Annotated in this window: 16 protein-coding genes; 2 read left to right on the top strand and 14 right to left on the bottom strand. The window is 37.3% G+C overall.

Going from position 1 to position 19,743, the window contains the following annotated elements; genetic code table 11:
* Positions 1-198: 198 nt before the first annotated feature.
* The 6 genes from IGJ46_RS00145 to IGJ46_RS00120 form a co-directional block, all read right to left on the bottom strand.
* Entirely contained in the window at positions 199-486 is a 288-nt protein-coding gene (locus IGJ46_RS00145) for an uberolysin/carnocyclin family circular bacteriocin (protein WP_002368637.1), read from the bottom strand.
* Positions 487-1,201: 715 nt separating this feature from the next.
* Positions 1,202-3,793, bottom strand: coding sequence for a bifunctional lysylphosphatidylglycerol flippase/synthetase MprF (gene mprF / locus IGJ46_RS00140; protein ID WP_218391341.1), 2,592 nt, complete (start codon positions 3,791-3,793; stop codon positions 1,202-1,204).
* Positions 3,794-3,984: 191 nt separating this feature from the next.
* Positions 3,985-4,365: a RidA family protein gene (locus IGJ46_RS00135; RefSeq protein WP_218391339.1), complete on the bottom strand. Its 381-nt coding sequence runs from the start codon at positions 4,363-4,365 to the stop codon at positions 3,985-3,987.
* 99 nt (positions 4,366-4,464) lie between these two features.
* Positions 4,465-5,679 carry a MalY/PatB family protein gene (locus IGJ46_RS00130; protein ID WP_033785712.1) on the bottom strand — a complete coding sequence of 405 codons (1,215 nt, stop codon included), beginning with the start codon at positions 5,677-5,679 and terminating at the stop codon, positions 4,465-4,467.
* Positions 5,680-5,693: 14 nt separating this feature from the next.
* The gene (gene malX / locus IGJ46_RS00125) at positions 5,694-7,262 is read right to left on the bottom strand and encodes a maltose/glucose-specific PTS transporter subunit IIBC (protein ID WP_002361463.1); all 1,569 of its coding nucleotides are present in this window, start codon (positions 7,260-7,262) and stop codon (positions 5,694-5,696) included.
* Positions 7,263-7,410: 148 nt separating this feature from the next.
* Positions 7,411-8,181 (bottom strand): MurR/RpiR family transcriptional regulator, encoded by a 771-nt coding sequence (locus IGJ46_RS00120; RefSeq protein WP_002387434.1) that lies wholly within the window; start codon positions 8,179-8,181, stop codon positions 7,411-7,413.
* A 197-nt stretch (positions 8,182-8,378) separates the two neighbouring features.
* Between IGJ46_RS00120 and IGJ46_RS00115 the strand changes: the two genes are divergently transcribed.
* Positions 8,379-8,582, top strand: coding sequence for a hypothetical protein (locus IGJ46_RS00115; RefSeq protein WP_002381332.1), 204 nt, complete (start codon positions 8,379-8,381; stop codon positions 8,580-8,582).
* 46 nt (positions 8,583-8,628) lie between these two features.
* Here IGJ46_RS00115 and IGJ46_RS00110 read toward each other — a convergent pair whose 3' ends face one another.
* From IGJ46_RS00110 to IGJ46_RS00080, 7 genes are all read right to left on the bottom strand, one after another.
* Positions 8,629-9,156 (bottom strand): HdeD family acid-resistance protein, encoded by a 528-nt coding sequence (locus tag IGJ46_RS00110; protein WP_002356034.1) that lies wholly within the window; start codon positions 9,154-9,156, stop codon positions 8,629-8,631.
* A gap of 247 nt (positions 9,157-9,403) precedes the next feature.
* Positions 9,404-9,781: a DUF956 family protein gene (locus IGJ46_RS00105; RefSeq protein WP_002356033.1), complete on the bottom strand. Its 378-nt coding sequence runs from the start codon at positions 9,779-9,781 to the stop codon at positions 9,404-9,406.
* Between the two features lie 161 nt (positions 9,782-9,942).
* On the bottom strand, positions 9,943-10,854 hold the full coding sequence (locus IGJ46_RS00100) for a PTS system mannose/fructose/sorbose family transporter subunit IID (RefSeq protein ID WP_002356032.1): 912 nt from the start codon (positions 10,852-10,854) through the stop codon (positions 9,943-9,945).
* A 22-nt stretch (positions 10,855-10,876) separates the two neighbouring features.
* Positions 10,877-11,680, bottom strand: coding sequence for a PTS mannose/fructose/sorbose transporter subunit IIC (locus IGJ46_RS00095; RefSeq protein WP_002356031.1), 804 nt, complete (start codon positions 11,678-11,680; stop codon positions 10,877-10,879).
* A 34-nt stretch (positions 11,681-11,714) separates the two neighbouring features.
* The gene (locus IGJ46_RS00090) at positions 11,715-12,707 is read right to left on the bottom strand and encodes a mannose/fructose/sorbose PTS transporter subunit IIA (protein WP_002356030.1); all 993 of its coding nucleotides are present in this window, start codon (positions 12,705-12,707) and stop codon (positions 11,715-11,717) included.
* A gap of 234 nt (positions 12,708-12,941) precedes the next feature.
* Entirely contained in the window at positions 12,942-13,454 is a 513-nt protein-coding gene (locus tag IGJ46_RS00085) for a mannose/fructose/sorbose PTS transporter subunit IIB (protein WP_002385473.1), read from the bottom strand.
* A gap of 202 nt (positions 13,455-13,656) precedes the next feature.
* The gene (locus IGJ46_RS00080; protein WP_002370598.1) at positions 13,657-16,542 is read right to left on the bottom strand and encodes a sigma 54-interacting transcriptional regulator; all 2,886 of its coding nucleotides are present in this window, start codon (positions 16,540-16,542) and stop codon (positions 13,657-13,659) included.
* 252 nt (positions 16,543-16,794) lie between these two features.
* Between IGJ46_RS00080 and IGJ46_RS00075 the strand changes: the two genes are divergently transcribed.
* A complete protein-coding gene (locus tag IGJ46_RS00075) occupies positions 16,795-18,426 on the top strand; it encodes an ABC-F family ATP-binding cassette domain-containing protein (protein ID WP_002356027.1) in 1,632 nt (543 codons plus the stop codon).
* Positions 18,427-18,821: 395 nt separating this feature from the next.
* Here the strand turns inward: IGJ46_RS00075 and IGJ46_RS00070 are convergent, their stop codons facing one another.
* Positions 18,822-19,691: a DegV family protein gene (locus IGJ46_RS00070; RefSeq protein WP_002359214.1), complete on the bottom strand. Its 870-nt coding sequence runs from the start codon at positions 19,689-19,691 to the stop codon at positions 18,822-18,824.
* Between the last annotated feature and the right edge of the window lie 52 nt (positions 19,692-19,743).

The following is a 19,743-nucleotide window of genomic DNA, read 5'->3' as shown; positions in this document are numbered from 1 at the left end:
AATGAGTAAGATTGATTATAAAGAGCAGTAATACACTTATACATATATATATCGTTAGAAAGATTATTTTAAAAATATAGAAATTTTCAACAATTTGTACTTTTCTTTTAAAAATTTTTAAATAAATATTTCCCATTAATTACCCCTCCTATATTATTAACGGACAGCTTTAAAAGCTGTCCGTTAATAATATAATTTTTACCATGCAGTAGCGAATGCTTTTCCATATCTTTTCACAAAAGATTTTGCTGTAACTAAAATTGCTGCGCCAATACCTCCACCGCCAACAACAGCTGCAACTATCCCTACTACAGACCAAACAGAACCAGCGGCTGAAATAATATCAATTACTTTTTTAGCTGCATAGGTCGAAATACCTAATGTTGAGGTTAAGTGTGGTTGCGTCAAATTGATTACACAAACTACCATTACAAAAACTACACCCATGTACATTTTTTTACTAAATAACGAACTATCCAATTTCATTTTTTCACCCCCTTTCTTTCATGCTGTGTTTATGAAATTAGAAGCTTCTACCACCTCCACCAAAAATACTACCTAAATATTTATGAACAGTAGAAAACATATATAATCACCTCCACCTTTTATTAATAGTCCTGTACAATACATTTAATATCCAATTACCATACGCATTTTAGGACTTTGGATAAATCCTTTGTTACTCCAATTTATAGAAACGATCTATTCCAAAATGATAAAATTATAAGGAACTAATTCGTAACTACCGTTGATAAATTTTTGAAAATACAACTATTTTTACTTCATGATTTATTACTCACTTTTTACAATTGGTGTTTCTTAAAAATTTATTACTACATACGGGTAATATTTTTATATTATATACTATCTATTCTTATTGTTTTATAAACAACCTTTAATTATGTACTTAGCCAAAGTATTCCCGTGAATACTTAGCTTACAGTCTTATAAAATCATGTTCTTTCTGTTTATTAACATTACTAATCTACAAAATTTTATGGTAAATATATTTCAATCATAACTTTAATTAAATTCTAATTAAAAGCAAATCAAATGTCAACCTTTTTTTAACAAAGAGTTATATTTTTTTTATAACCATAATGTTTTTATAATTTTGAAATGTAAGTTATATTCTTTGATTAATAATTTGTGATAAATAAAAAAGTTAGACCAAAGTCTAACTTTTTTATTTATATTAGAGTTAAATTTCAGTCATTGCTTCTTCCACAAGCGAAACACTTTGATGTCTCCCTTTCGTAATCAACAAGGAAAGTTGCACAAAAGCAAAGAGTACACTGGTCCGCTTAGGATAAGCAAAATAACGTGGTTGCCAACTAGTGACATATTGTTCTTTGCGCTTGCGTGTATCTTGAAACGCATAAATTTGATAACTATACTTGTAAAAAATATTAACAAAGCGTTCTTTTAAGAAAGAGTACTTGCTCTCCCCTACGTTAGCCAACGGCGCCATCCCAATATCAATTAATTGATAGCCCTGCTGTTGATAGGTTTCAATAAAATGAGTGAACAAATATTCTCTAGTAAAAGCAGGTGCTTCTGAACGAATACGTAACAAATCATACGAAATACTTTTGCCTTTTTCCATTTCTTTTCCCGTAATGAAACCGATGACCGTTTGTTTCTGTCTCACCAAGCCCACGCTACTGCATTTCAAGTACTCGGGATCCAACCGTCCACCAATAAAGTAGCGCTCTTTTTGATTCTGGGACCAGTCTGCAGAAACTCGTTCTAACTCTTGATATAAGGCATCACTAATCGTTTCGGGATAAAATTCAAACTGAAAATCCGCTGCTTCTGCTGCTATTTTTTCAGTCACTGTTTCCGTCCAGGCTGTTTGATTCACTGTTGACGGCTCATCAAATTGAATCAAGCCTTCTTCCCCAACTTTCATAAATTCAAAGCCGCAATCGTGAAGATTCATAACATATTCTTCCGAAATACGATAAAAAACTAATTGATAGCCTAACAAATCAGCTTGATCCATAAACGCCAGTGTCGCCGCTGTCCATTTCTCTCGTTGCCCAATTGGATCCGCCAAGACAAAGCATTTATTAAACTTCATTTGAAACCCAAAAAGTACTTGATCTTCACCTTCTTCTTGGTAATAAAAATGACCATAATCCTTTAAATACAAAAATTGACTGCCTTCGTTGCCACCAAATTTTTCCAAAAAGCGTGTCAACCGCGCTTCCTCAAACCCCTCACCTAAAGTAACAGTTGTTTCGGCTAAATATTGATACAAAAAGAATAAACCAATCAAGGAAATACTTAATCCAATCAATCCGTTAAACCAAACATCATCTGACGGAAACAACAAAAAGTGATTGATAACTTGATTGCCACCAGCTGGTCGTGCGGCGTAATAGCCAGCAACCGCATAACCGATAAACAAGCAGCCAAACAAAATACTATCTACCGTTAAAGCGCCCCATGAATAAACAAACTTTTCACGATAAAATTCTTTACGAGCCAAAATAACCGCCAATAAAATAACAGCATAAACAGCAATCAACTGCCACGAAGTCGTTCGTGCCACCGTATTTACAATACAAAATCCTAGTAAAATAATTGTAGGCCAATAAGCTTTTTTCACTTTCATAGAAATGCCTCGAGCTAAACCTAATAACAAGAATCCTACAAATAAATTCAATGTTTGATCTAAAAAATTAAAAGAAAAGGGAAGTAACACTTGGAATAAACGACTGACATTCGACAAATTCGTCACAGTCGACAATAGAACCATCATAATTCCTGCAAAATATAACGCCGCCACCAAAATAAAATGCGCCACTTTTTGTGAAAATAACCGAGGTAAATTATCAAAAAATTGATTAACTTTCATGCCTGCTTGTTGCAAGAACAAAATAACTCCTGTCATAAAAGGCGTCACATAATAGAACAAACGATAATACAACAACCAGACGACCGCTTGTGATCGATCAATCCCTAATTGTGATAAACCCAATATCATTAAGACATCAAACGTTCCCATACCACCAGGAACCATAGTTAACATCCCGATTAACGTAGCGATAACAAACATTGGGTAAACAGAAACCATCGAAACTGGCACCTGCATCAAGCGACCTATCATTAAGAAAGCAAACATCCCACCTAGCCATTGACCTAATGAAGCGCCGAATAATAGGAGCACTGCTTTTGGAAAAAATGTTTTAAACAATGTTCGCCGTTTTAAATACGTGAAAAACCAGAGCGCTGGCGCAATCAGACTGCCCAATAATAACCAAACCCAATATTCACGAAAAACATTTTGGGTTCGAATAAAAAATAAATCAACAAACGCCACAAAAGATAAAATAGATAACCCTGAAATCAAGAACAGAGCAACTTTTGAGACCGTTGCTACAACCTTGCCCCGCGGTACATCTTTTCCGTAAAAATTAATCCGTAGCGTTGCCCCAACCACGCCGCCAAAACCCGCTAAGTTATTAATGGTATTAGTGACCCAAGCCGAAGTTAACCAATCCATTCGTTTCATTGGTGGCTTACCTTCTTTTTCCAATAATTTAACGACTACATAGTCATAAAGGAGCATCGGAATAACCCCTAATAGTCCTGCCAAGACCATACCAATTAAACGCCCCGTACTTTGTTGTTCCATCGTGGAAAAAATATCCGCCCAGGTCATGCCTTGAGCGATATGTGTCACTTGGTTAGCCACGAAAACTAATACAGAACCAAGAAAAATTAGTTTCAATAATAAACTGTGTTCTTTCAACCACTGCGTTAGTTGGCTAATATTTTTTTTCATCTTATAGCCTCTTTCATATCTCTTTTCTATTCATTTAACTTTCGTTTTATCGATTTTCTTCCATGGTAGCCTATTTGCTGAAAATTTTCCAGCACGGCTAGACATTTTGGCTGAATCGTATTGTTTTATTGAAAAAAAGAGTGAGAAAAAAATCTAAGACGATTTTTTTCTCACTCTTTTAACTGTATTTTTTACGCCACTACTTCTGCGATAATCTCAATCTCCACCAACACATCCATCGGTAATTTAGAGATTTCAATCGTTGTGCGTGCAGGATATTCCGCACTAAAATACTCAGCATAGACTTCATTGAATGCCGTGAAATCCGCCATATTTTGTAAATAGCATGTCGTTTTGATTACATGAGCAAAATCACTACCAGCTTCTGTTAAAATCCCTTGAATATTTTTCAGTACCTGATTGGTTTGTTCTTTAATCGTTGTACCAACCACCTTGCCTGTTTCAGGATCCAGTGGAATCTGACCAGAAGTAATCAATAAACCATTCACAATTTTTGCTTGTGAATATGGCCCAATTGCTTGTGGTGCTTGCTTTGTTTTAATTGTTTTCATTTCTTTTCCCCCAGTAAATGACAAGTTGTTACTTTTTGTTATTTTATTTGTTTCTATTTTTCCATTGTACTGCAACCATTTTCGGAATGCTATCTTTTCTCAATTATTCCCAAGCGCTGATGCTGTGCCATCCTTTTGTAAAACAGCTTCAAAACCTTGGCGCATCCTTTCAAGTCCCTCGTGTAGTTTTGCTTGCGAACAGCCAATATTTAACCGTAAAAATCGTTGCCCATTACCGCCATAAATCGAGCCGTCCATAATGGCGACTTTCCCCACAGAAACTAAAGCCTCTTGTAAGCGGGCCACATCTGGAACTGCCGCTGATACATCCAACCACATTAAGTAAGTTGCTTCCAGCTCCGTCACTTTAATTTTTGGCAAATATGTCTGTAAAAAATCATTCACGTAACGTTGGTTCTCCGCTAAATAATCATTCAACTCGTCAACCCAAGTACCACATTTTTGATAGGCCGTCATGGTTGCTAGCATTCCCAAAATACTTGTTGATGATAGACCATCGGCGTTTTTTAATTTGAGCTGAAAAGCGTCACGCAATTCGTTATCTGGAATTAGGGCGTAAGCAAAAATCAGCCCTGGAAAATTAAAGGTTTTCGTGCCACTGGTAATAATGGCAGATTTTTTATAATCAAATTGCGTAATTGGTCGATGAACATAGCCTTTATTAACGATATCCATATGAATTTCATCAGAAAGTAAAAACACATCATACTGTTGGCACAATGAAACTATTCGCTCTAATTCCCATTGCTCCCAAACACGTCCTGTTGGATTATGCGGGGAACATAAAAGCAAACAGCGATTTTCTGGTTGCGCTAGTTTTTTTTCTAAATCAATAAAATCAATGCTGTAGCGCTTCTCTTGATAAAGCAGTTCATTCGCCACTACTTGCCGCTTATTTTCCTGAATAACTTTAAAAAATGCATCATAGGCAGGTGTTTGTAAAATAATGCCCTCCCCTTCGTTAGTCAATAATTGAATCAAAGCAGAAATACCATAGATAACGGTCGGGGTATACATAATCCAGTGTTCTTCAATCTTCGTCTGGAATCTTGTCTGGTACCACGTTTGAATTGCTTCTTTTAATTGCGGATGGTTCCACCTCGTATAGCCAAATACTGGATGGTTCAAACGCTCCTGTAATGTTGCCAGAACTGCCTCTGGCACAGCAAAATCCGTATCGGAAATAGTGAAGGGAAGCAAGTCCGCTTCCCCAAATCGGTCTTCTACAAAATCCCACTGTGTACAATACGTTCCTCGTCGATCAATTGCTTTATCAAACGACACACTCTTCACCTTCTGTCTTTTTTCTAACCTAAAATCATCTCTAATTGATTACGGACCGTTGTCACTTTGGTTCCGATAATCACTTGTACATTCTGCGCATCTAAATGTACAACGCCTAAAGCCCCTAATTGCTTTAATTTGTCATCATCTACTTTATTAGCATCTGCTAACACTAAACGTAAACGCGTAATGCAATTATCAATAGCTTGAATATTCTCTTGCCCACCCAAAGCCGCTAAAATCCCAGGCGCATCATAGCCACCCGTTTTCTTATATTGAACTTCTTGATCGGTATATTCAGTCTCATCTAAGACCTTGTCTCGTCCAGGTGTTTTTAAATCAAAGGTTACAATGACTGTTTTAAAGACGAAATAATAAACAACAAACCAGATAGCGCCGACAATGAGAACCCACCACCATTTTGTATAAGTTCCTTGTAACAAGCCAAAAATAACAAAGTCCAGTAGCCCGCCATCAGTGTTCCCAATCACAACACCTAATAAAGCCATTACCATGAAACCTAGACCAGTCATAATGACATGAAACAGCCATAATAATGGACTAATAAATAAGAATAAAAATTCAATTGGTTCTGTAATGCCAGTGATAGCCGTAGCAATCACACCTGAAAGGAGTAAACCTTTAATCTTATGTCGATTCGCCGGAGCTGCAGTATGATACATCGCAAGTGCCGCCGCTGGTAAGCCAAAAATAAAGGTCGGCATTTTCCCTTGTGACAAGAAAGCTGTTGCGCTTGGTGAAATCGGTAAATTATTTTGCAATTCTGCATAGAAAATATTTAACGCACCAAACACTTCTTTGCCAGCCACCACCGCTGAACCCCCTGCTTCAGTAAAACGAATCATGGAAACCAAAATATGATGCAACCCAAACGGTAACAGTAGACGTTCCCCTGAACCAAACAGAAAAGGCCCAAAAATACCAGAACGTTGGATAAGTTGGCCAATCGCCATAATCATTAGCGCGAAAAGTGGCCAAACTAACGGAATTACTAAGCCCACGAAGGCCATCACTAATGAAGTAATAATTGGTACAAACCGTGCGCCAGAAAAAAAGGCAAAACTATCTGGTAGTTGCACCGTATAAAATCGATTATGCAACTTATATACAATAAGCCCAGCGATAATTCCACCAAGAACGCCCATTTCAATCGTTTGAATCCCAAAAACCATTCCTTGGCCGGCTTCCCGCAACTGCTCAGGATCCACGAGGCGATTCGTCTGCACTAAATAGAAATTAATCGCTAAATTCATCACCGTATAGCCTACGAAACCTGAAAACGCAGCAATTCCTTTTTCTTTCCGAACTAACCCCAACGGAATGGCCATTGCAAACATGACAGGTAAATAGGCAAACGCAAAACCACCAATTGTCGACATAAATTGGAAAATAATTTTCACTGCGGGCTTTCCTAAAAACGGGACCGTTTCAATCATTGATTCACTGGAAAAAGAACTTCCTAATCCCAACAAAATCCCCATAAAAGCTAATAAAGCCACTGGCAACATAAACGTTTTACCTAATCCTTGGAAAAACTCCCAGAAAGTCGCTTTCTTTTTCTTTACTGCCATTTCTTAACTCCTCCATTCATTCTTTACAAAACTAAAAATGATTGCGTTTACATTCATTGCCCTCATTATAACTAGCCCAAAACAAAGAAAAAAGAGGCTACACTCTTTCTGTATCCCCTTACATCATTTAGTATGGTGTTGCATAAAATTACCGCGGCTGCTTTGCCTCTGCATACATTAATAAAACCGTATCGAACAAACAAATGACAGCAATTCTTGAACTTAAATCTACGCGCTGATGATAACGTGTCGTCCCTTTGGCAAATAACGTCGTCGTCGACAATTTTTCCAAGGTGCTTCCTTTAGTCGAAATCAAACTAATCATCGGCACTTGCTGTTCCTGCGCTACACGTGCATACGCTAAAATCCCTTTAGTTTCTCCTGTATAACTGACAAAAATGGCTAAATCCTGTCCGTCCAGATTCTTAACTGCTGCCGCTTGTTCATCCCAATCAGATCGTGCATAGGCTTTTTTTCCTAAAAATGTTAGCTTTCGTGCAAAATCAGTACAAATAGGAAAACTGCCACCAACACCGAACACTTCAATCGTATTCGCACGCTCAATCATTTTAAGCATTTCCGCGACTTTGGCTTCATCCATTTGTTGAAAACTATCTTGCACATTGGCAATCAACTGTTGCGTAATAGCTTGAAAACTACGACTATCGCTTTCTGTGCTCTCGCTCTGCACCGATTGGACGATTGCGTATTTTAATTCTTGGAAGCCTCGATAACCTAAGTGTTTTGCTGTCCGAGAAATAGTGGCTGTTGAGACAAACAACGCCTGCGCCACCTCATAAATGGTTTGTGAACTAATTTCCGTCATATGCGTCAAAATATAATCCAGTACTTGATTTTCAATTTTACTTAAATGATTTCGTTTCTTTTCTAACAAAGCGATTAATCCCTCAGTCGACATCCAATCCCTCACTTTAAATCCTTTTTTATAATTATACACCAGAATATTCTGATTATTTCAATAAGAAAGTCCAAAATAACCAACAGCGGCTCCATCATTCGCCAGAGAAAAAAATCAGCCTTCCGATGGAGGTGCTTGTTGCGCTTTCTTGCTATACTCTGTATATAGAAAACAGGAAAAATTTGGAGGTAGTACGTATGAATAATCAACGACCAATGTTTATAAATATTCTTTTAGTGGTCCTTTTATTTTTAGTTGTCGGTTCACTCTTTAGTGCCGTTGTCGGTATCGTGGGAAGCTTATTGTGGCTAGCAGTAAAAATTTTAGTTCCCGTAGCGATTATCGTGTGGCTTGTTCGAACAATTTCGGGAAATAATGGCAACTGCCGCCGTCGTTATTAAAAAAAACAGGTTTTCCTTTTCGGAAAACCTGTTTTTTTTACTTCTTTTATCTAAAAGCATATACAATATTGCTAATACCAAACATCATAAAGTAGAAGCCAACTAAGAAGCTTAGAGTTAATGCTGAAGACAATGGATTAAATAATAACATTACACCTAAGATAATCCCTAAAACGTCAACAATTAATGTGAACCAGAAGTAACCTGTGCTTACTCGTTTAGCAAAATCTAAAGTAAATAAGCCGAAAATTGAGTCGAATAAAAACCAAATTGCAAAAACAAATGGTAACACAGCGACACCAATATTTAAGTTAAACAATAAGTAAACACCAATTAGGATATCAATAATCCCTAAGATGATTGGTGCATAAGCTTTGTAGCCTAGCAATTCTTTCATACGATTACGTACAAAAATTTCAAAAATCCCTTTAATAATAGCAAAAATCGCAAAAACCATCACAATGGCAATTAAATTACCGGCAGGATTTTGGAAAGAAATTAATGCAGTCAGAACAAATAGAATTCCTAATACTAATGAACCCCAGTCCATTCCATGATGTTGTCGTTGTTCCATGACACTCACTCCTCTATAAAATAATTTATTACACTTATTATGTTACTACTATTTTACAAGGTGTCAAATATTTTCATCGTGCTTTCTGAAAACCATTTCAATGATAACTCCATTAAAAACAACGTATCACTTGATTGTCTCTTTTTTGGTGCAAAATTGTGCCTTTTTTGTATAAATAAGTCCCTCGTTTTCCCACAAAAAAACCGCTACTTTTTCATCTAGTTTATAAAAAAGTAACAGTTATAAATTATTTTTTCTTTTTCCCAATCGAGAGAATCCCTCTTTTTATGACATCAAAGAAACTCAAAGATTGGACCATATGATCTGGGTCAACATATTCACGAATAGCTCGTAACACTCGCTTCGGCTCTTTTGAAGCAAACGTATACGTCCCATTTTTCTTGGTTTGAATCGCATAACGAGGAATCCATTTTCCTTTGAACATTACTGAAGCCAACACGTAATCGACTTCTTCCCACGGAATTTGGATAAACTTACGTGGATCTTTGGCATGGTAAAATTCAAACCCGCGGTCACCTATCATAATTTGTCCATAATCTGTTAATCCTGTAAATGCCGTCGCATCTATAACTAAATCAACTTTTGTGTTTAATGATTGTACCATGTTATCTGCTCCATTTCATTCGACTAATTCCTCTTTATTATACGTTTCTTTCCTGATCGAAACAAACAAAATTACATCTTTGTTTAAAAAAGCGGAAGAAAAGTTTCTCGACTTCTCTTCCGCTTTTTTTGATTAGAAGTAATAAACTTACCTCGTCATTCTTATAATAAGCCGATTAAGTGGCCGACAACGCCGACTACGAATAAACCAAGAATGATAACGATTGGGCTAACTTTTTTCTTCAATAACCACATACATAAGAATGTAAGTAGTAATGGTGCTAGACCTGGAATCAATTGATCTAAGTTATCTTGTAAAGTAGTAACTTTCGTTGGTGAAAGCGCCAAGCCTTGGTTCACTTGTTCAAAGGCTTTATGCATTCCTTCACCGCCAGCAGGAAGTTTATCCCACTCGATATAAGCACCTTTGTCTAACTTAACTTGTGAGACAATTGGTAAGAACTTAATCGATACCCAACGTTGAACTAATGCGGCCAGTACGAACATCCCTAAAATAGAAGCACCTTTTGTAATATCTTGTAGTAAACCACCTGAAAGGTCATCAGTAATTTTAGAACCTGCTTTGTAACCAAACTCTTGTGTATACCACATGAATGACCAACGAATTAAGTTCCAAGCAACGAAGAATAAGATTGGGCCTAAGATGTTACCACCCATTGCTAAGGAAGCACCTAAAGCGCCTAACATTGGACGAACAGTAAACCAGAAAACTGGGTCACCAACACCGGCTAAAGGACCCATCATCCCAACTTTAACCCCTTGAATCGCTACGTCATCAACTGGTGCGCCATTGGCACGTTCTTCTTCCAAAGCTAATGTTACACCAAGGATTGGTGAGGCAATGTATGGGTGTGTATTAAAGAACTCTAAGTGACGTTTTAACGCCGCTGAACGTTCTTCTTTCGTTTTATATAATTTTTTGATTGCTGGAATCATTGAGAATGCCCAACCGCCGTTTTGCATACGTTCATAGTTCCAAGAACCTTGGATAAATGTTGAACGCCAAGCTACAGCTAAACGATCTTTTTTAGTTAATTGAATTTTTTCTGCCATTTTCTTTGCTCCTCCTTCAGAATTAGTAGTCGTTTAAAATATCGCCTAATGGGTCGCCAGAGTTGCCTCCGCCATTTGAGTTAGAAGAACCACCCATTTTAGATAAGTTCAAGTAAATAAGAGCTAAAGCGACACCTAAAGCACCTAATGCGATTAATGTTAATTGAGAAATCGCTGCGACTACGAAACCGATAATGAAGAATGGCCATACTTCTTTTGTTGCCATCATGTTGATTACTAATGCATAACCTACGGCAACGACCATACCACCACCGATAGCCATACCATCAGTTAACCAAGCTGGCATTGATTCTAAGAAATTACGAACAGTGTCAGCAGGAATGAATAGTAACGCACCTGCTGGAATCGCAATACGAATACCTTGTAAACATACAGCGAAAATGTGTAACATTTCAACTTGTTTAATGTTGCCTTTTTCAGCAGCCGCATCCATCATGTGAACGATTGGAACCGCAACTGTCCGAACGATCATTGTTAAGAACAAACCTGCAACCGCTAAAGGAACTGCGATGGCAATCGCTGAAGGAACACCTTTAACACCTTGGCCACCTAAAACTAAAATAATTGCTGAGGCAACAGATGCTAAAGCGGCATCCGGTGCAACGGCAGCCCCGATGTTCGCCCAACCTAACGCGATCATTTGTAAAGTACCACCTAAAACAATTCCGGCTTCTAAATTACCAGTAACTAATCCGATTAATGTACATGCTACTAACGGTTGGTGGAATTGGAACTCATCCAAAATCCCTTCCATACCAGCTAGAAAGGCAACGAGTAAAACTAAAATAATTGATATAACAGACATGATAAGCCTCCTATTTTGATTTGTATTTGGCGAGTTACGCGTTTGCTAACTCATTTTTTGCTTTTTTCAAAATTTCGTCCATATTCGCTTTTGAATCATTTGGCACTTTACGCACATCAAATTTGATGCCTTTGGCTTTTAATTCATCAAACGTATCAACGTCTTCTTGACCCATTGATAATACTTTGCTTACAACGACTTTTCCAACAGAGTGAGCCATTGAACCAACGTTTACTTCTGGGATTTCTACGCCGCCTTCAACCACTTTTAAGACGTCTTCAGGATTTTCAAATAATAATAATGCTTTTGTATTGCCAAAACGTGGATCTTTCGCTACTTCAATCATTTTACTGATTGGAATAACATTGGCTTTTACTCCTGGAGGAGCTGCTTGTTCGATTAATTTCTTACGTAAGTCATCTTTTGCAACGGCATCAGAAACAACAATAATTCTGTTTGGTTGTGTTGCTTTTGTCCAAGCTGTTGCTACTTGACCATGTAATAAACGTGAATCAATACGTGCTAGCACAAATTTAATTTTGCCATCGCCAACAACTGTACCTGGTGGTAACGAACCTTTTGGCTGTGCATCTTCTGTCGCAGCAGCTTTTGGTGCTTCTGCTGGTTGTAACTCTTCTGGTTTAACTTTGACACCATCTTTTGCTGTTTCAAGAATGTGTGTCGCAATTTCTTGTGCTGATTCCATAGAGAAACGAGAAGCATATGCTTCAATAACCATTGGTAAGTTCATACCTGCAACGATTGCCCATTTGTCTTTATGATCTTCTAACAATGAGTTCGCTTGGTTAAATGGTGTTCCTCCCCATAGGTCAACTAAAAATAGTACTTCGTCTTGATTGTCAAACGATGCAATGGCTTCTTGCATTTTTGCTTTTACATCATCGGGACCTTCGCTAGGCATTAACGTAACTGCTTTTACATTTTCTTGTTCGCCAAAGATCATTGCACCAGATTGCAAGATCCCTTCAGCAAATTCACCGTGACTTGCTAGGATAATTCCTACCATTTTTATACCTCCTGTATAATTGATGTTTTTTTTCATGGTTGTACTGCTAAACGCTTTCACTTTTTGAAAAAAATCAGATAAATCAGATTCTGACAAAAATAAATGAAAAAATTTCAATAGTTCTTGATTTTTTTCAACATCAGCACTTGCCTTTATCAATACAGTTCATGAAGCAATGATGTTGGTCCTAGGCCACCACATCCTTTCAATGTCTTTCGTCTGTAAAAATTAACGTCAGCTGGCGTTATTTTCTTTGCTACGCTCTTTTTTCAGTAAATCCATCAAATTCACTTGGCTGTCTGCTGCGACTTTTCGAATTTCCAATTCAATACCTTGTTCATTTAAAAACAGAAATGCTTTTAAATCGTTGGCATCCACTGCGACTGCATTCGTAATCATTCGCTTGCCTGTGCTGAAACTCATTCCGCCAATATTCACAGAAGTTAGTTGTACACCGCCTTCGACCACTCGTTTCACGTCCAAAGGATTAGTGAATAACAACATGGCTCGAAACGAATCAAAACGAGGATCAGGGTAAACATCAATCATTTTTTGAACAGTGATGACATTTACTTTGACACCAGGTGGAGCAGCTTGAACTAACAAGGCTTTTCTCAAATTGTCATGAGCAACGGAATCACTAACCACTAAAATGCGATTAATGTTCGTCAATTTTGCCCAAACAGTTGCTACTTGGCCATGAATTAATCGATCATCAATTCGAGCTAAACGAATATCCATTACCATCGGGAATGCTCCTTTAAATTCATTTTTAAAGGTTAGGACCTTTGTCTTTTTACTTAAAAATTTTAGGTAAAAAGGGACACCTTATTATAAGCAAGTTTCGTGCCAACTTTAGTGTATCGGTTTGAAACCTAGAAAATTATAGGTTTTTTTAAGAAAATTAAAAAATCGATACACTAATAAATAGTGTATCGATTTTTCTGTATTAATCTAGTGTATCAATTTCGGTGATTTTATCTTCGATACACTGGGCATTTTTGACTAACTGTGCGATAAAATAAACTTCTTCTGCTGGAATATCCATATTAAGAGCTTCTTCCATAGTCTCAATTGAGGCCACAATCACTGGATAAATTGGCTCTTGAACCAATCGACCAAGTTCCTTTTCTGAAACCGTCAGTGTATCATTCCGTAAAATACGCTCCAACATGCCCGATGTGTGCATAATCAAATTGATGTAAAATGTGTACTCTTCTGGCATCGCTAATTGGGTTTGGATATTTTTAGCGAATGACCACAACAGATCAATGATTTTTTTTCCATTAATGAAAGTGAAACTTTGCTCCATATATTTTAGACAAATTTCTTTTGCTGCCGCTTCGTCCAACGGCTTATTCATTACTTCTTCTTTCCGCTCTGCTAGTAATTGCTGAATAATTTTTTCTGCTTCACCGGAAAAGAAATTTTCCATGGAAATATAAGGAACTCCAATTTTGGGATTGGTAATCCCAGTTGTCGCAATAATTTCATAGTCTTCTTGAATTTTAGGCAAGACTTCTTTCATATTTACAATGGACAAAGGAATCACTTCTAAATGCCAGTCTATTTGTGGCAAGACAGCTTCCTCAATAAGCTCTTTCATTCGGCGCGCAGTTCCTTCTCCAGAAGCGCAGATAGCAATAATTGCTCTTGTTTTCCAATTTTCAATGATTTGTTTCGTTTCACTTTGGCGAATATCGGCATAGCCATGAAAGTTTTTTAAAGACTCGTGAAGTGTTTCCAATTGCGTATCAATTAATGCGGTTTTGCGGGCCGCTTCAAGAACAATTGGCGTGGTCACCATGTCTACTGTCCGCACATCAATGCCTGTCTGGCGTACAATTTCTTCTGAAAAAGTACTTAATGAACCCATATCCACCAATAATAGTACGCCATTCTCTTCATTCACTTCACCAACTGCTTCAACGATTTTACGCAAAGCTTCTTTCGGTGGCATATCTAACGGCATATCCACAGCCTTCAAATTATCAACATTTAACAATTGAGAAACCACTTGTACCATACTGCTAGCGGTACTATTTCCGTGCGCAGCCACGACAATGCCAATCCGGCCAGCCTCAGGATTTTCTCTTAAAGAAATGAGCAAAACAGCTAAATAGTAACTTTCAGATTCGGGAATCTCCATCTGATAACTACTTTCAATAATATTTTTAATTTCTTTTGCTGTTTCAAACTCTGTTGGATAATCTAAAACCATATTTCGAATACTTTCATTTAAAGGATGCTTAGGATCTTTACCTAATTGGATGCGTTTCAAGAAAGAACTAATGTGTAAACTCATTGCATAAATAAAGTTGGGTTGAAACGAATACGATAACCGCTTCGCTGCAAAATTATAAATTTTCTTAGTGACATCAATAATTCGTTGGTCAACAATTTCAGCCAATTTATTTTCTGTATCAAAGGTGAATCCATAATCTTTGTAGAAAGATTTTAAATGAACATTGATATCCGTTGTAATAAAATTATTAATTAGTTCTTGGTCCAAGCCGTCTGCTTTTAAGAGAGCCGCTTTATCTCCAATAATCTCATATAGATTGTAAGGCAATTCATAGGCATCTGACTGAATAGCTACTAAAGATTCATTTGGTGATACCACTAATTGCGGTTCCAGATATTTCGATAACTCCGACAATACTTCTCGATTACTGGCAAGTTGCATAATGCCTTCTTTAATATTGTCCGTTAATTCGTCCATCGTAATCATTAATTCCTCTTGTTCCATCTGATTAAGGAACCCTCGCGCAGTCACAAGTTGCACATTCGATTTTAGCTGACCGACATTTCCATAAGAAACACTTCCAATTAACGCTTTGACCACATCTTCTGACAAAGAGATTCGCCGTTGAATCCGCGCTGCTTCCATTGAAACCATCACTTTTAGGAGGTCAATTTTTTCTTTCGCAGGACGGTCACTAAAGTTCGGTAATTGAATGATAATCGGAATGCGTCGCACAAAAGTATTCAATAAAGAAGAAGTAGGATTCTCCGTCGTAGCACAAATAATCCGAACATCCGCATGATGTGATTTCACTGTTTCACCTAAACGCGCGTACACGCCGTGATCCATAAAATAAAAAATCATTTCTTGTCCTTCGGGTGGTAACCGATGTACTTCATCTAAAAACAGAATGCTGCCATCTGCTTCATCAATAATCCCTTCTTTCGCTTTCGTAGCGCCTGTGAAGGCCCCTTCTACATACCCAAATAAATGCGACATCAAAAGTTCTGGATTATGCGCATAGTCTGCACAGTTAAACACCACAAACTCTTTTTCTTTGGCCACAATTTGGTTCAGCTTCGCAAATTGAAACATGGCATGAGCAAAATAAGTTTTCCCAGAACCTGTTGGTCCAGTAATTAAACAATTCAAGCCTTTTGGCGGATATAAAATCGCTGCTTTGGCTTGTTCAACCGGCGTTTTCATGCTTCCAGCTGAACCGATAATTTTTTTGAAAATATCTTCAACTTCTGGGGTTTTACTTGTCGTGACTACTGGTTCAACCAATGGTTCGATAAAAGTTTTTGTGGAGTGATCCATTGATTTTTCCCGATAACTTTTAACTGGCTTGGTTAATGGTCGATGCTGAAACGCCACCTGCGCGACATATTTTACTGGTCGACCAGATAATTTTTTCAAGCGCCCTTCACGAACGAGTTGATTCAAATCTTTACTAGCATTGGTCCGCTGAATGTTTAAACGTTCTGAAATTTCTTGTGTCGTGACTCCCGCATCACTTGTTAAGGTCATTGGCGTTAAATTCTTCGTTTGCTCTTTAACATATTGATAGATTTTTTCAATCCGCTTCATTTTTGATGGCTCCTTTAATCGATACACTAATTAATTTACATGATACAGTGTATCATTAAAAAAATACACTAAAAACCCTTTCATGAAAAAAATTTCTGTTTCACATGAAACATTTTAAAAAAGCGCCTTTTTTCTATAAAAAACCCACCTTTTTATTCGTTTCTGTAAAAAGATTGAAACTCCTTGAAAAAAGGTTCTGTAGCCGATATAATGCAGAGAGGTTCAAGAATATATTAAAAGCGAGGAAAACAATTGATTACTGTTAATGATGTAAGTTTACAATTTCCAGATCGTAAACTTTTTGAAGAAGTGAATATTAAATTTACTCCTGGCAACTGTTACGGCTTAATCGGCGCAAACGGTGCAGGAAAATCAACGTTTCTTAAAATTTTATCAGGTGAGATTCAACCGACAACTGGCGTGGTTTCAATGGGTCCTAATGAGCGACTAGCAACGCTGAAACAAAATCACTTTGACTACGAAGACTACACTGTTTTAGAAACTGTAATTATGGGACATAAACGTCTTTACGAAGTAATGAAAGAAAAAGATGCTATCTATATGAAAGAAGATTTTTCAGATGAAGATGGGATTCGTGCCGCAGAACTAGAAGGCGAATTTGCTGAACTTGACGGTTGGGAAGCAGAACCTGAAGCAGCTGTTTTACTCCAAGGGCTAAACATTCCAGAAGAATTACATGATCAAAAAATGAGCGAATTAACAGCTGGTCAAAAAGTCAAAGTATTATTAGCTCAATCTCTTTTTGGTAAACCAGATGTCTTACTATTAGACGAGCCGACAAATGGTTTAGATACCCGCTCAATCAATTGGTTAGAAGAATTTTTAATCAACTTTGAAAATACCGTTATCGTGGTTTCCCATGACCGTCATTTCCTAAACAAAGTCTGCACTCACATGGCAGATTTAGACTTTAGTAAAATCAAACTTTACGTTGGTAACTATGATTTCTGGTTGGAATCAAGCCAACTAGCGACAAAATTGCAAGCACAATCTAATGCCAAAAAAGAAGAACAAATCAAAGAATTACAAGACTTTATCGCTCGTTTTAGCGCCAATGCCTCAAAATCAAAACAAGCAACGTCTCGTAAAAAAATGTTAGATAAAATTACCTTAGATGACATTCAACCTTCCTCTCGTCGTTATCCATTCGTTGGTTTTACACCAGAACGTGAAATCGGCAATGACTTATTACAAGTTGAAAATGTCTCTGTAACGATTGATGGCAAAAAAATCTTAGACAATATCTCGTTCAACTTAACAAAAGATGATAAAGTGGCATTCATCGCTGACTCAGATATTACAACGACTACGTTATTCAAAGTGATTATGGGCGAAATTACTCCCGATACAGGTTCTGTTCGTTGGGGCGTTACAACTAGCCAAGCTTATTTACCAAAAGACAACAGCAAAGACTTTGAAGAGCCATTAACCATTTTAGATTGGTTACGTCAATTTGCTGGTAAAGAAGAAGATGACAATACGTTCTTACGTAGTTTCTTAGGTCGGATGTTATTCTCTGGTGAAGAGGTACTAAAACCAGTCAATGTTCTTTCCGGAGGCGAAAAAGTGCGTGTCATGCTTTCAAAATTAATGCTTTCCAAAGCCAATGTCTTAGTTTTAGATGATCCAACGAACCACTTAGACTTAGAATCAATCACTGCATTAAATGATGGGTTGATGGCTTTCACTGGTTCAATTCTTTTTGCTTCACATGACCACCAATTTATCCAAACATTAGCGAACCGAATTATTGCTGTTTCTGATAAAGGGGTCATTGATCGGGCAGAAACAACCTATGATGAATTCTTGGAAAACCCAGAAATTCAAAAACAAATGGACATTTTATTCAGTTCAGATTATTAAAAAATGAGGTCGGGACAGAAGCGTTTAACTCCGAGAACCAAGTAGGTACTGTTCAACATCTATTTACTTTGCAAATAGTGTTTCTCAGCAATAAGAAGGAATTTCCGAAAATTGTCATAAAACACAACGAGGAACGAGTTGATGTTGCATGATACCTACCCGGTGTTCTATAATTTTTGGAGACCAAGTAGGTATTGTTCATCATCGAATCACTACGTTCTTCGTGATTCTCAACAATTTCGGCTTATTTCCGAAGGACCTTCAACTCTTAGAGCTTTAGCTCTTAGAAGTTGTTGAGATCGGAGCAACGCGTAGTGTTGCTTCTGTTCCCGCCGTTTATCAATTTTTAAGCCTGGGACAAAAATCCAAAGTGATTTTTGTCCCAGGCTCATTTTTTATTTTCTTTTTTCACCAAAAGAAAACACAGCAATACAACCTATTCCAGTATGACTAGTAATGGTGGGGCCTAGAGGATAAATCAGTATCTCATTAACCTCTATTTCTTTTTCAATTAATTCTTTGACTTTTTCCGCGTCATCTTTCGTTCCCGCATATGCAATCAACAGTGTTTGTTTCATTGGCTCTACAATGCCTTGAATCGTTTCTTGCGCAATCTTTTGCAAGGACTTGTTTCGTCCACGAGTTTTACCAACGGATGCTAGTTTGCCTGCCGCATCCACGCGAATAATTGGTTTAATGTTCATTAAGCCACCAAGTGCTGCCGCTGTTTTAGAAATCCGTCCGCCACGTTCTAAATGTTTTAAATCATCTACCGTTACCCACGAGTGAAGTTTCATTTTTTGCTCTTCAAGATAGGCAACAACTTCTCCTAATGAATGACCATCTGTTTGTAATCGAATGGCTTCTCGGACTAACATCCCTTGACCTAAGCTAGCTGCTTTTGTGTCAATAATATGAATTTCTACATTATCATACTCTTCTTTTAACATCTCTACTGATTGCAACGCACTTTGATAAGAGCCACTTAACCCAGATGAAAAAGCTAAATAAATCACCGGTAACCCTTGCTCCACAAAAGGACGGAAAAATTCATTGTAGCGTCCTACATTAACTTGAGAGGTAGTGGGCATACTTCCATTTTTAATAGCCGTTAAGAAGTTCTGATAATCAAACGTTTCACCTAAATCATCGCGATATTCTTTCCCGTCAATTTGAATATTCATGCTAATAAAAGGTACTTGGTTTTCTTTTAAGTATGTATACGGCAAGTCACAACAAGAATCTGTCACTAATTGATAATTCACGGACAATTGCCCCCTTCATGTTTTCTTTTATTTTACCATAGTTTTTCATTTT

Source organism: Enterococcus sp. AZ120 (assembly GCF_050546165.1).
GTDB classification, from domain to species: Bacteria; Bacillota; Bacilli; order Lactobacillales; family Enterococcaceae; genus Enterococcus; species Enterococcus faecalis.
Note: the sequence above shows the minus strand (reverse complement) of the source record. Positions and strands in the feature narration are given on the sequence as shown.